The organism is Rivibacter subsaxonicus (assembly GCF_004217215.1).
Taxonomy (GTDB): Bacteria; Pseudomonadota; Gammaproteobacteria; order Burkholderiales; family Burkholderiaceae_C; genus Rivibacter; species Rivibacter subsaxonicus.
Window position 1 is genome coordinate 48,761 of record NZ_SHKP01000007.1, and the last position, 15,139, is coordinate 63,899.

Genomic DNA, 15,139 nt, shown 5'->3' on the forward strand with positions numbered 1-15,139 from the left:
CGATGTCATCGCCGGCCAACCAGGTTTTGCAGCACCGCACCGTCCTGCTGCACGAGGCGGTGGATGCGCTCGTGCAGGCGCCCGACGGCATCTATGTGGACGCCACCTACGGCCGCGGCGGCCATTCGCGGCTGATCCTCGAACGGCTGTCGCCACAGGGGAGATTGATCGCGATCGATCGCGACCCAGACGCGGTAGCCCACGCAACCCAAGGCGAAGCGCGGGTCACGGACCCGCGTTTTTCCATCGAGCACGCCGCCTTTGCCGAAATGGCGACGGTCTTCGCGCGGCTGGGCGTGGCGCAGGTCGACGGCGTGCTGATGGACATCGGCGTCAGCTCGCCGCAGATCGACAACCCGGCGCGCGGCTTCAGCTTCCGCTTCGACGGTCCGCTGGACATGCGCATGGACCCCACGCGCGGCGAGAGCGCGGCCGAGTTCCTGGCCCGCGCCGAGGAGCGCGAAATCGCCGAGGTGATCCGCGAGTTCGGCGAGGAGCGCTTCGCCAATGCCATTGCCAAGGCGGTCGTCGCGCGCCGCGAGGCTGGCGAGCCGCTGCGAACCACCAGTGAGCTGGCGCAACTGGTGGCGCGCTGCGTGCGCACCCGCGAAGCCGGCCAGGATCCGGCGACGCGCACCTTCCAGGCGCTGCGGATCCGGGTCAATGCCGAACTCGAGGAACTCGAGCAGGGCCTGGACGCCGCACTGGCGCATCTCAAGCCGGGCGGCCGGCTGGCGGTGATCAGCTTTCATTCGCTCGAGGACCGCATCGCCAAGACCTTCATCGCCGGCCACAGCAAGGCGGTGTTCGATCGGCGCGCGCCCTTTGCCGCGCCGCCGCAGCTCAAGCTCAGGGCCATCGCGCGCATCAAGGCCAGCGCCGACGAGGTGGCGGCCAATCCGCGCTCGCGCTCGGCGATCCTGCGCGTGGCCGAGCGCACCGGCGAGGGCGTTGCGGTATGACGCGCCTGAACGCCGTCCTGCTCGTCGCGCTGATCGTCAGCAGCCTGCTGCTGGTGCGCGAGTCCTACGAGGCGCGGCGCCTGTTCGCCGCGCTCGACCGGGCGCAGGCTCAGGCACTGCAGATCGAGTCCGATCACGAGCGTCTCTCGCTCGAGAAGCGCACCCAGGCCACGCCGCTGCGCGTCGAGCGCCTGGCGCGCGAAAAGCTGGCGATGCGCACCGCGACGCCGGCGGTCACCCAGTACGTGGCGCTGGGCGCCTCGGCGCCGGTCGCGGCCTGGCCGCCGGTGGCGGTCGACACGCCGGGCGCCGCCGAGCGCGCGGCGGCGGGGGCGCGCGAATGAGCTGGTTCAGGAGCGATCCGGCCGGTCGTGGCGCGATCCCGGTGCGCAGCGTGCGCTACTCGACCAGCCCGCTGCTGGCCTCGAAGACGCCGCCGTGGCGCAGCAAGTTCCTGGTGGCGGCGATCGGCCTCGGCTTCGTGGTGCTGATCGGCCGCGCGGTCTACGTGCAGGTGATCGGCACCGACTTCTACCAGCAGCAGGGCGCCAACCGCTACGCGCGCACGCTCGAGCTGCCGGCCAACCGCGGCCGCATCATCGACCGCGGCGGGCTGCTGCTCGCCTCCAGCGTGCCGGCGCCGACGATCTGGGCGATCCCGAAGGACGTCGAGGCCAGCGGCGCGCAGAAGCGCGAACTCGCCAAGCTGCTCGGCTATACGCCGGCCGAGCTGGAGAAGAAGCTGGCCGACAGCCCCAACTTCGTCTACCTGCGGCGTCAGGTCGACGAGGCGGTGGCGCTCAAGGTCAAGGCGCTCGGCCTCAAGGGCGTGCACCAGCTGCAGGAATACAAGCGCAAGTACCCCGAGGGCGAGGCCGCCGCGCATGTGGTGGGCTTCACCAACATCGAGGACCGTGGCCAGGAGGGCATCGAACTGGCCTTCCAGAGCCAGCTGGCCGGCCGCGACGGCACCCGCCGTGTCATCAAGGACCGCCTCGGTCGCGTGGTCGAGGATCTCGGCGAGAGCGTGCCGCCGCTCGACGGCCGCGACATCGAGCTCTCGCTCGACACCAAGGTGCAGTTCTTCGCCTACCAGCGCATCCGCGACGCGGTGGCCGAGCACAAGGCCAAGGCCGGCAGCGTGGTGGTGCTCGACGTCAAGACCGGCGAGGTGCTGGCGCTGGCCAACTACCCGAGCTACACGCCGGGCGAGCGCAAGAACCTCAACCCGGCGCAGATGCGCAACCGCGCGCTGACCGACACCTTCGAGCCCGGCTCGACGATGAAGCCCTTCACCGTCGGCCTTGCGCTCGAGACAGGGCGCGTCAAGCCGGGCACGGTGATCGACACCGCGCCCGGCCGCGTCACGATCACCGGCAGCACGATCACGGATGCTCACCCGCACGGCCTGCTGACGGTGGAGCAGGTGATCCAGAAGTCGAGCAACGTCGGCACCACCAAGATCGCGATGCAGATGCCGGCGCGCGAGATGTGGGAGATGTTCACCGCGATCGGCCTCGGCCAGAAGCCGCAGCTCGCCTTCCCCGGCGCGGTCAGCGGCCGGTTGCGGCCCTACAAGAGCTGGCGCCCGATCGAGCAGGCCACGATGAGCTATGGCTACGGCCTGTCGGCCAGCCTGTTCCAGCTGGCCCAGGCCTACACCGTGTTCGCGCGCGACGGAGAGCTGATCCCGGTGACGATCACGCGCGCCGAGCAGCCCGTGGGCGGCGGCGTGCGCGTGTTCTCGCCCGAGACCGCGCGCGAGATGCGCCACATGCTGCAGATGGCCGCCGGCGAGGGCGGCACCGGTCCGCTGGCGCAGACCATCGGCTACTCGGTGGGCGGCAAGTCGGGCACCGCGCACAAGCAGGAAGGCAAGGGCTACGCCGAGAAGAAGTACCGCTCGTGGTTTGTAGGCCTCGCGCCGATCAACGATCCTCGGATCGTGGTGGCGGTGATGGTCGACGAACCGAGCAACGGCAAGTATTACGGCGGCGCGGTCGCGGCGCCGGTGTTCAGCCAGGTCGTGCAGCAGAGCCTGCGCACGCTGGGCGTGGCACCCGACATCGAAGTGAAGCCGCAGATCGTCGCGCGCCAGGTCACCGCGGTGGAAGAGAGCTTCTGATGCTTACGAGGCTCAAATCCCCCGAAGCCGCCGCCCGCTGGCTCGACGAGTGGGTCACCGGCACGCTGCGCACCGACAGCCGGGCGGTGCAGCCGGGCGACGCCTTCATCGCCTGGCCCGGCTACGCCAACGACGGCCGCCAGTACGTGGCGCAGGCGCTGGCCGCGGGTGCGACCACCTGCGTGGTCGAGGCCGAGGGCGTCGAGGCCTTCGGCTTCACCGACGCCCGCGTCGCCGCGCTGCCGCGCCTGAAGGCGGCCACCGGCGCGATCGCCAACGCCTTCTACGGCCGGTCGGGCGAGCGGCTGCGGATGGTCGCGACCACCGGCACCAACGGCAAGACTTCGACCGCCTGGTGGACCGCGCAGGCGCTGACGCTGCTCGGCCAGCGCTGCGGCGTGATCGGCACCTTGGGCGTGGGTCAACCGCCGCTAGGCGCCAACGAGGCGCAGATCGAGTTCACCGGCCTGACCACGCCCGACCCGGTGACGCTGCACGCCGCGCTGCGCCGCTTCGCCGACGAGGGCTACGCCGCCTGCGCGATGGAGGCCTCGTCGATCGGCATCGTCGAGCACCGGCTCGACGCGACGCAGGTCGAGGTCGCGCTGTTCACCAACTTCACGCGCGACCATCTCGACTATCACGGCACGATGGAGGCCTACTGGGCCGCCAAGCGCCAGCTCTTCGCCTGGCCCGGCCTGAAGGCGGCGGTCGTCAATCTCGACGACGGGCAAGGCGCGCAGCTCGCCAAGGAACTCGCCGGCGCGCTGGAGCTGTGGACTTATGCCGTCGGCGGCGCTGCGGCGCGGCTGTCGGCGCACGATGTGGGCTACACCTCCGAAGGCCTGAAGTTCACGCTGCGCGAGCGTGATGGCGGTGAAGCCGTGGTCCGGACGACCCTGATCGGCGACTACAACGTCAGCAACCTGCTGGCGGTGATCGGTGGGCTGCGCGCGCTCGGCGTGCCGCTGGCCGATGCTGCCGCGCTGTGCCCGCAACTGACGGCTGTGCCCGGCCGCATGCAACGCGTCGGTGGCGGCCAGGGCGAGCCGCTGGCGGTGGTCGACTACGCCCACACGCCCGACGCCCTGGAGAAGGTGCTCGCGGCGCTGCGTTCGCTCAGCCACGCGCGCGGCGGCCGCCTGCTGTGCGTGTTCGGCTGCGGCGGCAATCGCGACGCGAGCAAGCGTCCGCTGATGGGCGCGATCGCCGAGCGCCTGGCCGATGCGGTGATCGTCACCAGCGACAACCCGCGCCGCGAGGCGCCGGGCGCGATCCTCGAGCAAATCGCCGCCGGCCTGCAGAAGCCGCAGTCGGCGCAGATCGTCGAAGACCGCCGCGACGCGATCGCCCGGACCCTGGCCGGTGCAGACGCGCGCGACGTGGTGCTGATCGCCGGCAAGGGCCACGAGGACTACCAGGAGATCGAGGGCGTCAAGCACCCCTTCTCCGACGTGGCCGAGGCGCTGACCGCACTCGCAAGGAGGCGCACCGCATGAGCACGACGATGATGACGCTGGCCGACGCGCACGCGATGCTGCCCGGCAGCACCCTTGTCGGTGACGACGCAACTGCGGGCGCAACCGCCATTGCCCGCGTCCACAGCGACACCCGTTCGCTGCAGCCCGGCGATCTGTTCGTCGCGCTCAGGGGCGAACGCTTCGATGCGCATGACTTCCTGGCCCAGGCCCGGGCCGCCGGCGCGGTGGCGGCACTGGTGCAGCGCGCCGATGCGCTGCCGGCGGCGATGCCGGGGCTGGTGGTGGCCGACAGCAAGCGCGCGCTGGGCCAGCTCGCCGCCGCGTGGCGCCAGAAGATGGAACTGCCGCTGATCGCCGTGACCGGCAGCAACGGCAAGACCACGGTGACGCAGATGATCGCCTCGATCCTGCGCGCCTGGCATGGCAGCGATGCCTTCGCCACCGAGGGCAACCTCAACAACGACATCGGCGTGCCGCTGACGCTGTTGCGTCTGCGGCCGCACCATCGCGCCGGCGTGGTCGAGCTCGGCATGAACCATCCGGGCGAGATCGCCGAGCTGGCGGTGATCACGCGGCCGACCGTGGCGCTGGTCAACAACGCCCAGCGCGAGCACCAGGAGTTCATGGCCACGGTGGAAGCGGTGGCGCGCGAGAACGGCAGCGTGTTCGCCGCGCTGCCGCCGCATGGAGTGGCGGTGTTCCCGGCCGACGACGCCGCGCACACGCCGATCTGGCAGGCGCTGGCGGCCGGTCGGCCGACGCTGAGCTTCGCGCTCCAAGCTGAGGGTGGTGCCGCGCCGATCAGCGTGGCGCACGCCGACATCCGCGGCGAGGCGACCTGGCACGTGGGCCGGCCCGATGGCGGCATCACCGCACCCGGCCCCGGCGACCGTCGCGGCCACTGGGCCCTGCTGCTGCGCACGCCGGCCGGCGAGGCGCCGATCGCGCTGCGCGTGCCGGGCCGCCACAACGTGCTCAACGCGATGGCCGCGGCCTCGTGCGCATTGGCGGCCGGCGCGCCCTGGGCCGCGGTGATGCGCGGGCTCGAAAGCTTCCAGGCCGTCAAGGGCCGTTCGCAGCTCAAGGTGGCGACGCTGCACGGCCAGTCGATCACGCTGATCGACGACAGCTACAACGCCAATCCCGACTCGGTGCGCGCCGCGATCGACGTGCTGGCCGGGCTGCCTGGCCCGCGCTGGTTATTGCTCGGCGACATGGGCGAGGTCGGCAACCAGGGCCCGGCCTTCCATGCCGAGGTCGGCGTGCATGCACGCGAGCGCGGCATCGAGAACTTCTGGTGCGCCGGTGCTGCCTGCGCGCATGCCGCCGATGCCTTCGGCCGCGGTGCGCGCCGCTTTGCGGATGCCGCGGCGCTGGTGGCCGCGCTCGGCCAGCTCAATGCCGACGCCCCGCGCGCGGCCTCGGTGCTGGTCAAGGGCTCGCGCTTCATGAAGATGGAACAGGTGGTCGCGGCGCTGGCGTTGGCGCCGGCGACGCCGACCATCCACTGAAGGGACAAACAGGTGCTCGTTACCCTCGCCGCCTGGCTGCAGGCCCTCGATCCCGAGCTGTGGGGTTTCCTGCGCGTCATCCAGTACCTCACCTTCCGCGCGGTGGCGGCGGCGATGACCGCGCTGCTGATCGGCCTGGTGCTCGGCCCGATCGTCATCAAGCGCCTGACCGAACTCAAGATCGGCCAGCCGATCCGCGAGTACGGCGTGCAGGAACACCTGGCCAAGCGCGGCACGCCGACCATGGGCGGCGCGCTGATCCTGCTCGCGATCGCGGTCTCGACGCTGCTCTGGTTCGACTGGAGCAACCGTTTCGTCTGGATCGTGATGATCGTGACCTTCGGCTTCGGCGCGATCGGCTGGGTCGACGACTGGCGCAAGGTGGTCGACAAGAACCCCGAGGGCATGCGCTCGCGCGAGAAGTACTTCTGGCAGTCGCTGATCGGCCTGGTGGCCGCGCTCTACCTGGCGTTCAGCGTGTCGGAGACCAGCAACCTGCGCGTGCTCGAACTCTTCATGCGCTGGGTGCAGAGCGGCTTCTCCAACGACCTGCCGCCCAAGGCCGACCTGATCGTGCCCTTCTTCAAGACGGTGAGCTACCCGCTCGGCGTGTTCGGCTTCATCGCGCTGACCTACATCGTGATCGTGGGCAGCAGCAACGCGGTCAACCTCACCGACGGCCTCGACGGCCTGGCGATCATGCCGGTGGTGATGGTCGGCTCGGCGCTCGGTCTCTTTGCCTACGTCACCGGCAACGCGGTCTACAGCAACTACCTGCTGCTGCCGCACATCCCGGGCGCCGGCGAACTGCTGATCTTCTGCGCGGCGATGGCCGGGGCGGGCCTGGCCTTTCTCTGGTTCAACGCCTACCCGGCCGAGGTCTTCATGGGCGACGTCGGCGCGCTCGCGCTCGGCGGCGCGCTCGGCACCATCGCCGTCATCGTGCGCCAGGAGATCGTGCTGGCGATCATGGGCGGCATCTTCGTGCTCGAGGCGGTGTCGGTGATGGTGCAGGTGAGCTGGTTCAAGTGGACCAAGCGCCGCACCGGCATCGGCCAGCGCGTGCTGCTGATGGCGCCGCTGCACCACCACTTCGAAAAGACCGGCTGGAAGGAAACGCAGGTCGTGGTGCGTTTCTGGATCATCACGATGCTGCTGTGCCTGATCGGCCTGTCCAGCCTCAAGCTGCGCTGAAGCGGGGACGATGAAGCAACTCCTCGATCAACGCGTGCTGGTGCTGGGCCTCGGTGAATCCGGCCTGGCGATGGCGCGCTGGGCCGCGCGCTGCGGCGCGGCGAGCATCGTCGTGGCCGACAGCCGGGCGCAGCCACCCAAGCTGGAGGCGCTGCGCGCCGAACTGCCGCAGGCAGCCTTCGTGCACGGCTTCGACGCGCAGGCGCTGCTCGGGCCGGAGGATGCGCGCGCGATCGACCGCGTGCTCAAGAGCCCCGGCCTGTCGCCGCTGGACGCCGCGATCGCGCCACTGCTGGCGGCGGCCGAGGAGCGCGTGATCCCGATCTACGGCGAGCTCGATCTCTTCGCGCAGGCCTTGGCCGAGCTGAAGGCCGGGCGCGGCTACGCGCCCAAGGTCCTCGCGATCACCGGCACCAACGGCAAGACGACGACGACGATGCTGTGCGGAACGCTCGTCGAACGCAGCGGCGCGCGCGTCGCGATCGCCGGCAATGTCGGCCCGACGATGCTCGACACGCTGGGTGCGGCGCTCGACCTCGAGCCGGCGCCGGGCGAGGTCGCTGCACCCGCCGGGCGTGACGAGTCCGAATCCGCCTTGACGGAGGCTGCGCCAGCGAGCGCGGTGGTCGAGCCGGCGGCTGCGGGCGAGGTCGCGCTCGTCGAGGGCGAGGATCCCACCGCCCCCGTCGAGGCCGATGACGCCGCCGACGCCGACGAGCGTCTCGAAGACGCGCCCGCCGACGACCTCTCCACCATCGGCGGTGGCCCGCCCGCGCACCTGATCCCGCCGCCGCCGGCGGGCCCGGTCTTCGAGCACCTGCCCGAGGTCTGGGTGCTGGAACTCTCGAGCTTCCAGCTCGACGGCGTGCGCCTGGGCGGCGAGGGCGGCTTCGCGCCGAGCGCGGGCACGGTGCTCAATCTCACGCAGGACCATCTCGACTGGCACGGCAGCATGGCGGCCTACGGCGCCGCGAAGAAGCGCGTCTTCGGCGCCGACGAGGCCTGGGACAGCGTGATGGTCGTCAACCGCGACGAAGCCGCGGTCGAGGCCATGGTGCCGCCGCCGCTGGTGCAGAAGGCGACGCAACGCGGCGCGCGCAGCAAGACGCTCAACCGCAAGGTGCTGCGCTTCGGGCTCGATGCGCCGCGTCGGCCGGGCGACTTCGGCCTCATCGTCGAGAACGGCATGGCCTGGCTGGTGCGCGCGCTCGAGGCCGACGAGACGGTCAAGCGTAAGCGCGACGAAGAAGAAGAGATTCACCTGCAACGCCTGATGCCGGCCGACGCGCTGCGCATCCGCGGCCGCCACAACGCCTCCAACGCGCTGGCCGCGCTGGCGCTGGCGAGCGCGGCGGGCATCGCGATGGCGCCGATGCTGCACGGCCTGCGCGAGTACCGCGGCGAGCCGCATCGGGTGCAGGTGCTCGGCGCTGTCGGCGGCGTCGAGGCCGTGGACGACAGCAAGGGCACGAATGTCGGTGCCACCGTCGCCGCGATCGAGGGCCTGGGTGCCGACAAGGCGCCGGGCAAGCTGCTCGTGATCCTCGGTGGCGACGGCAAGGGCCAGGACTTCGCGCCGCTGGCGGCGCCGGTGGCGCGCCATGCGCGCGCGCTTGCGCTGATCGGGCGCGATGCCGAGACGATCGGCGCGGCGCTCGCCGCGAGCGGCGTGCCGGCCCAACGCCACGACAGCCTCGAGGCCGCGACCCGCTGGTGCTTCGAGCAGGCGCGCGAAGGCGACGCGGTGCTGCTGAGCCCGGCCTGCGCGAGCCTCGACATGTTCCGCAACTACGCGCATCGCGCCGAGGTGTTCACTGCGACGGTGCGCGAACTGGCGCTCGATCGCGGCGAGGAGTTGGCCGGATGAGCTCTGCCATCACCGCGTCCACGTCGATGTTCGCCACGCTGCGCGCACGCGTCGCTGCGCTCCTCGGCAACGGCGCAAAGAGCGGCGACGCGGTGCCTGTGCGCGACTGGATCAGCGTGTCCTCCGGCCAGCCGGCGCGCCTGCTCGGATTCGACCAGCCGCTGGTCTGGTGCATCGTGCTGTTGTTGGCGCTGGGTGCGGTGATGGTCTATTCGGCCTCGGTCGCGCTGCCCGACAGCCCGCGCTTTGCACGCTACTCGCCGACCCACTTCCTGATCCGCCACCTGCTGTCGATCGCGCTGGCCTTCGTGGCCGCGCTGGTCGCGGTGCAGATCCCGATGTCGTTCTGGGAAAAGCATGCGCCCTGGGTCTTCGTTGGCGCGATCCTGTTGCTGGTGGTGGTGCTCATTCCGGGACTCGGCAAGGGCGTCAACGGCGCGCGGCGCTGGATCCCGCTCGGCCTGATGAACTTCCAGCCCAGCGAACTGGCCAAGCTCGCGATCGCGCTCTATGCGGCCGGCTACATGGTTCGCAAGATGGAGATCAAGGAGAAGTTCGTGCGCGCGGTGGCGCCGATGGCGGTCGCGCTGGCGATCATCGGCGTGCTGCTACTGGCCGAGCCCGACATGGGCGCCTTCATGGTGATCGCCGCGATCGCGATGGGCATCCTGTTCCTCGGCGGCGTCAACGGCCGCATGTTCCTGCTGATCACCGCGGTGCTGGTCGGTGCCTTCGTGCTGATGATCAGCTTCAGCGAATGGCGCCGCGAGCGCATCTTTGCCTACCTCAATCCCTGGGACGAGAAGTACACGCTCGGCAAGGCCTACCAGCTCTCGCATTCGCTGATCGCCTTCGGTCGCGGCGAGATCTTCGGCCAGGGACTGGGTTCGAGCGTCGAGAAGCTCTACTACCTGCCCGAGGCGCATACCGACTTCCTGCTCGCGGTGATCGGCGAGGAACTCGGCTTCATCGGCGTGGCGGCGGTGATCTTTGCCTTCTTCTGGCTGACGCGGCGCATCTTCCACATCGGCCGCCAGGCGATCGCGCTGGACCGTGTGTTCGCCGGCTTGTATGCACAAGGCATCGGCATCTGGATGGGCGGCCAGGCCTTCATCAACATGGGCGTGAACCTGGGCGTCCTGCCGACCAAGGGGCTGACGCTGCCGCTGATGAGCTATGGCGGCTCGGCGATCCTGCTGAACGCGATCGCGCTGGCGATCGTGTTGCGGGTGGATATCGAGAACCGGCAGCTGATGCGAGGCGGACGAACATGACCCGCCACCTCGTCATCATGGCGGCTGGCACCGGTGGTCACGTGATCCCCGGCCTCGCCGTCGCACGCGAGATGCAGAGCCGTGGCTGGACCATCAGCTGGCTCGGCACGTCGGCCGGGATGGAGAACCGGCTGGTGGCGCCGAGCGGCATCCCGATGGACAACATCGGCTTCAGCGGCCTGCGCGGCAAGGGCATCGTCCACACGCTGACCGGCGGCCTGCGCCTGCTCAAGGCCTTCTGGGAATGCCTCGCGATCCTGCGCCGGCGCAGCGCCGACGCCGTGCTCGGCATGGGCGGCTATGTCTGCTTCCCGGGCGGCCTGATGGCGGCGTTGCTCGGCAAGCCGCTGATGCTGGTCAATGCCGACGCCGCGCTGCTGCTGTCCAACAAGGCGCTGCTGCCGGTGGCCGACCGTGTGGCCTTCGGCTTCGACGGCGCCGCGGCGGCATCGACCAAGCGCGCGATCGTGACCGGCAACCCGGTGCGCACCGAGATCGAATCGATGGCGGCGCCGGCCGAGCGCATGAGCGGCCGCAGCGGCCCGCTGCGCGTGCTGGTGGTCGGCGGCAGCCTCGGCGCCAAGGTGCTCAACGAGACGCTGCCGCAGGCGATGGCGCTGCTTGCCGCCGAGCAGCGGCCGCTGCTGACCCACCAGACCGGGCAACTCAACCGCGACAGCGTCAAGGCCGCCTATGCCGCGGCCGGGCTCGATACCGAGGACGGCCGCATCGAGGTGCTGGCCTTCATCGACGACATGCCTCAGCGCCTGGCCGAGGCCGACCTGGTCATCTGCCGCGCCGGCGCGGCGACGGTGAGCGAACTGTGCGCGGCCGGCGTGGCCAGCATCCTGGTGCCGCTGATCGTCAGCACCACCTCGCACCAGCGCGACAACGCGGCCTTCATGGCGCAGCACGGCGCGGCGACCCACCTGCCGCAGGTGGAGCTGACGGCCGAGAAGCTCGCGGAGTTTCTGCGCACGCTGGATCGGACCGCGCTGGTCGAGATGGCAGCGAAGGCGCGCTCTCTTGCGCGTCCGCGCGCTGCTGCCCGCGTCGCCGAAGAGATCGAAAGGCTCGTGCGATGAAACACGCCATCAAGCACGTCCACTTCATCGGCATCGGCGGCTCCGGCATGAGCGGCATCGCCGAGATCCTGCACAACCTGGGCTATCACGTCTCGGGCAGCGACCAGAACGACAGCGCCGTTACGCGCCGGCTCGCCTCGCTCGGCATCCGCGTCGCGATCGGCCATGACGCCGCCAACGTGGCGGGTTCCGGCGCGGTCGTCACCTCGACCGCGGTCAAGGCCGACAACCCCGAGGTCGTCGCCGCCCGCGAACTGCGCATCCCGGTGGTGCCGCGCGCCGTGATGCTGGCCGAGCTGATGCGCGTCAAGCAGGGCATCGCGATCGCCGGCACCCACGGCAAGACCACCACCACCTCGCTCGTCACCAGCGTGCTGGCCGAGGCCGGCATCGACCCGACCTTCGTCATCGGCGGCAAGCTCGAGAGCGCCGGCACCAACTCGCGCCTCGGCGCCGGCGAGTTCATCGTGGTCGAGGCCGACGAGAGCGATGCCTCGTTCCTGAACCTGATGCCGGTGCTGTCGGTCGTCACCAACATCGACGCCGACCACATGGAGACCTACGGCCACGACATCGAGCGGCTCAAGGGGGCCTTCGTCGACTTCCTGCACCGCATGCCCTTCTACGGCGCGGCGGTGGTCTGCGGCGACGACGCCGGCATCCGCTCGATCCTGCCGCTGATCTCGCGCCCGCTGGTGGTCTACGGCTTCGGCGAGGAAGCGCAGGTGCGCGCCGTCGACGTGCAGGCGCTGCCCGGCGGCCAGATGCGCTTCACCTGCCAGCGTCGCAACGGCACGGCGCTGCCCGACCTGGCCGTCACGCTCAACCTGGCCGGCGAGCACAACGTGCGCAACGCGCTGGCCGCGATCGCGGTGGCGACCGAGCTCGAGCTGCCCGATGCGCCGATCGTCAAGGCGCTGGCCGAGTTCGGCGGCGTCGGCCGCCGCTTCCAGCGCCACGGCGAGTTGGCCTGCAAGAGCGGCGGCAGCTTCACGCTGATCGACGACTACGGCCACCACCCGGTCGAGATGGCAGCGGTGATCGCCGCCGCGCGCGGTGCCTTCCCCGGCCAGCGCCTGGTGCTGGCCTTCGAGCCGCATCGCTACTCGCGCACCCGCGACTGCTTCGAGGACTTCGTCAAGGTGATGGGCGGCGCCGACGCGGTGCTGCTGACCGAGGTCTACCCGGCCGGCGAGACGCCGATCGTCGCCGCCGACGGGCGCTCGCTGGCGCGGGCGCTGCGCGTGGCCGGCAAGGTCGACCCGGTCTTCGTCGACGCGGTGGCCGAGATGCCGCAGGCGGTGGCGGATTTCGTGCGCGATGGGGATGTGGTGATCACGATGGGAGCGGGGTCGATCGGCTCTGTGCCTGCTCGTATCGTCGAGCTGTCTCTGGGGGGCGCGGCATGAGCGCCTTGCGTGCGCATCACCTCGTGCGTAAGACCGCGGCACGTACCCGCAGCGCGCTGCGGCTCCGCTGGTGTTGCGTGAGCCACTTCGTCGACGGGTTCCCTTCTTCGCTGCCGAGCAGCGCAGCGGCGGGCAGGTTGCCGAGCGCGCAGCGCTCGGTCGGCGAGGACTGTCTGAGGCCGGCCCAGGCCGGCCGAGTTCCGCAGCCGCCTTCACGGCGCGAGCAGCGCAGGGGAGTCGGTGCGCAGCGCCGACCAGCGAAGCAGGGTGCCCTTCTCTTTGGTGACTTTCTCTTGGGCACGCAAGAGAAAGTTACTCGCCCGCCGGGGCGAAATCCCGGCGCAGCCTCACTGAGTAGGCAAGCGCCAGAGCAAGCACATCCAGGAAGAGCAGTACAGGAGAGCCGTCGATGAGCATCGACACCCGCCAACTCGGCAAGGTCGCCGTCCTGATGGGCGGCACCTCCGCCGAACGTCCGATCTCGCTGATGTCCGGCAGCGGCGTGCTGGCCGCGCTGCAATCGCAGGGCGTCGACGCGCATGGCTTCGACCCCGCCGAGCGCGAGCTGGTCGAGTTGAAGCAGCAAGGCTTCAACCGGGTCTTCATCGCGCTCCACGGCCGTCACGGCGAGGACGGCAGCGTGCAGGGCGCGCTCGAGCTGCTCGGCATTCCCTACACCGGCTCCGGCGTGATGGCCTCGGCGATCGCAATGGACAAGGTGATGACCAAGCGCCTGTGGCTCGCCGAGGGCCTGCCGACGCCGCGCTACGTGCTGCTCGGTGCGGACGACCAGCAGCGCGAACGCGTGATCCAGGTGCCCGACCAGCTCGGCCTGCCGGTGTTCGTGAAGCCGCCGCACGAGGGCTCGTCGATCGGCGTCTCCAAGGTCGAGGGCTACTCGCAGATGCAGGCCGCGGTGGCGCTCGCTGCGCGCTACGACGCCGAGGTGCTGTGCGAGGAGTTCATCGACGGCGAGGAGCTCACCTGCCCGGTCATCGGCGAAGGCGCTTCGGCGCGCGCGCTGCCGGTGGTGCGCATCAAGCCGCCGGCGGCCGGCTACGACTACCAGAACAAGTACTTCACCGACGAGGTCAAGTACCTGGTTCCGAGCGGCCTGCCGGCGGTCGAGGAGGCCGAGATCCAGCGCCTGACGCTGGCCGCCTACCGCTCGCTCGGCTGCCGCGGCTGGGGCCGCGCCGACCTGATGGTTCGCGCCAGCGACCGCAAGCCCTTCCTGCTCGAGATGAACACCAGCCCCGGCATGACCGGCCACTCGCTGGTGCCGATGTCGGCGCGCGCGGCCGGCATCAGCTACGAGCAGCTGTGCGTGCAGTTGCTGGCGACGGCCGCGCTCGACGCGCCGCCCGCTGCAAAGGCCTGAAGCACCGACCATGGCCACCCGCAACAAGCCCGCCAACGCCGTCCGCGCCGATCCCTCGGCCGGAACGCCGTTCGACGTGCGGACGATGAACATCACCGCCTCGGTGCTGTTCATCGTGGCCGGCTTCGCGATCGTCGGCTATGGCCTGGCCTGGCTGATGCGGCTGCCGCTGTTCACGCTGGCCGCGGTGCAGGTCGACGGCGAGCTCTCGCGCAACAACGGCGCGACGATCCGCGCCAACGCGCTGCCGCGGCTGCAGGGCAACTTCTTCACGCTCGACCTGGCCAAGGCGCAGGCCGCCTTCGAGTCGGTGCCGTGGGTGCGCCGCGCCACCGTGCGCCGCATCTGGCCCGACAAGATCGCGGTCACGCTCGAGGAGCACCGCGTCGCGGCCTGGTGGCACCAGGACGAGGGCGAGAACAAGCTCGTCAACCGCCAGGGCGAGGTCTTCCAGGCCAACCCGGGCGATGTCGAGGACGAGGGGCTGGCCACGCTCGACGGCCCCGACGAGCCGAGTGCGGCCGTGATGCTGGCGATGCTGCAGCGGCTGCAGCCGGCGCTGGTCGAACTCGACGCGCGCATCGACAGCCTGCGCCTGTCGCCGCGCGGCTCGTGGCAGATCGAGCTCGATTCGGGCGCCGAGATCGAGCTCGGCCGCGGCGACGAGGCCGCGGTGCTGGCGCGCCTGCAGGCCTTCGTCGCGACCCTGGCGCAGGTGCAGTCGCGCTTCGGCAACCGGGCGCTGGCCGCGGCCGACCTGCGCCATGCCGACGGCTACGCGCTCAAGCTGCGCGGCCTCGGCACGGTGGCGCCCGCCGCGCCGGCTTCGAAGAACACGAATTGAGATGAG

General features: G+C 70.6%; 12 protein-coding genes. All 12 read left to right on the forward strand.

Annotation, left to right across the window (positions count from 1 at the left end; genetic code table 11):
- The first annotated feature begins 2 nt into the window (after positions 1 to 2).
- The 12 genes from rsmH to EV670_RS13475 all read left to right on the forward strand — a co-directional run bounded on the left by rsmH (position 3) and on the right by EV670_RS13475 (position 15,133).
- Complete coding sequence (gene rsmH, locus EV670_RS13420; protein WP_130432951.1) at positions 3 to 962, forward strand: 16S rRNA (cytosine(1402)-N(4))-methyltransferase RsmH; 960 nt, start codon at positions 3 to 5, stop codon at positions 960 to 962.
- A complete protein-coding gene (gene ftsL / locus EV670_RS13425; protein WP_130432953.1) occupies positions 959 to 1,306 on the forward strand; it encodes a cell division protein FtsL in 348 nt (115 codons plus the stop codon). The genes rsmH and ftsL overlap by 4 nt, the downstream gene beginning before the upstream one ends.
- On the forward strand, positions 1,303 to 3,087 hold the full coding sequence (locus tag EV670_RS13430; protein ID WP_130432955.1) for a peptidoglycan D,D-transpeptidase FtsI family protein: 1,785 nt from the start codon (positions 1,303 to 1,305) through the stop codon (positions 3,085 to 3,087). The genes ftsL and EV670_RS13430 overlap by 4 nt, the downstream gene beginning before the upstream one ends.
- Positions 3,087 to 4,586 (forward strand): UDP-N-acetylmuramoyl-L-alanyl-D-glutamate--2,6-diaminopimelate ligase, encoded by a 1,500-nt coding sequence (locus tag EV670_RS13435; protein ID WP_130432957.1) that lies wholly within the window; start codon positions 3,087 to 3,089, stop codon positions 4,584 to 4,586. Before EV670_RS13430 ends, EV670_RS13435 begins: the two co-directional genes overlap by 1 nt.
- Positions 4,583 to 6,079 carry a UDP-N-acetylmuramoyl-tripeptide--D-alanyl-D-alanine ligase gene (locus EV670_RS13440; RefSeq protein WP_242616969.1) on the forward strand — a complete coding sequence of 499 codons (1,497 nt, stop codon included), beginning with the start codon at positions 4,583 to 4,585 and terminating at the stop codon, positions 6,077 to 6,079. The genes EV670_RS13435 and EV670_RS13440 overlap by 4 nt, the downstream gene beginning before the upstream one ends.
- Before the next feature lie 12 nt (positions 6,080 to 6,091).
- A complete protein-coding gene (mraY, locus tag EV670_RS13445) occupies positions 6,092 to 7,273 on the forward strand; it encodes a phospho-N-acetylmuramoyl-pentapeptide-transferase (protein ID WP_130432959.1) in 1,182 nt (393 codons plus the stop codon).
- A gap of 10 nt (positions 7,274 to 7,283) precedes the next feature.
- Complete coding sequence (gene murD / locus EV670_RS13450) at positions 7,284 to 9,140, forward strand: UDP-N-acetylmuramoyl-L-alanine--D-glutamate ligase (protein ID WP_130432961.1); 1,857 nt, start codon at positions 7,284 to 7,286, stop codon at positions 9,138 to 9,140.
- A complete protein-coding gene (gene ftsW / locus EV670_RS13455; RefSeq protein ID WP_130432963.1) occupies positions 9,137 to 10,414 on the forward strand; it encodes a putative lipid II flippase FtsW in 1,278 nt (425 codons plus the stop codon). The genes murD and ftsW overlap by 4 nt, the downstream gene beginning before the upstream one ends.
- Positions 10,411 to 11,499 carry an undecaprenyldiphospho-muramoylpentapeptide beta-N-acetylglucosaminyltransferase gene (murG, locus tag EV670_RS13460; RefSeq protein ID WP_130432965.1) on the forward strand — a complete coding sequence of 363 codons (1,089 nt, stop codon included), beginning with the start codon at positions 10,411 to 10,413 and terminating at the stop codon, positions 11,497 to 11,499. The genes ftsW and murG overlap by 4 nt, the downstream gene beginning before the upstream one ends.
- Entirely contained in the window at positions 11,496 to 12,908 is a 1,413-nt protein-coding gene (murC, locus tag EV670_RS13465) for a UDP-N-acetylmuramate--L-alanine ligase (RefSeq protein WP_130432967.1), read from the forward strand. The genes murG and murC overlap by 4 nt, the downstream gene beginning before the upstream one ends.
- Before the next feature lie 409 nt (positions 12,909 to 13,317).
- On the forward strand, positions 13,318 to 14,289 hold the full coding sequence (locus EV670_RS13470) for a D-alanine--D-alanine ligase (RefSeq protein ID WP_130432969.1): 972 nt from the start codon (positions 13,318 to 13,320) through the stop codon (positions 14,287 to 14,289).
- A gap of 10 nt (positions 14,290 to 14,299) precedes the next feature.
- On the forward strand, positions 14,300 to 15,133 hold the full coding sequence (locus EV670_RS13475) for a cell division protein FtsQ/DivIB (RefSeq protein ID WP_130432971.1): 834 nt from the start codon (positions 14,300 to 14,302) through the stop codon (positions 15,131 to 15,133).
- Positions 15,134 to 15,139: the final 6 nt, after the last annotated feature.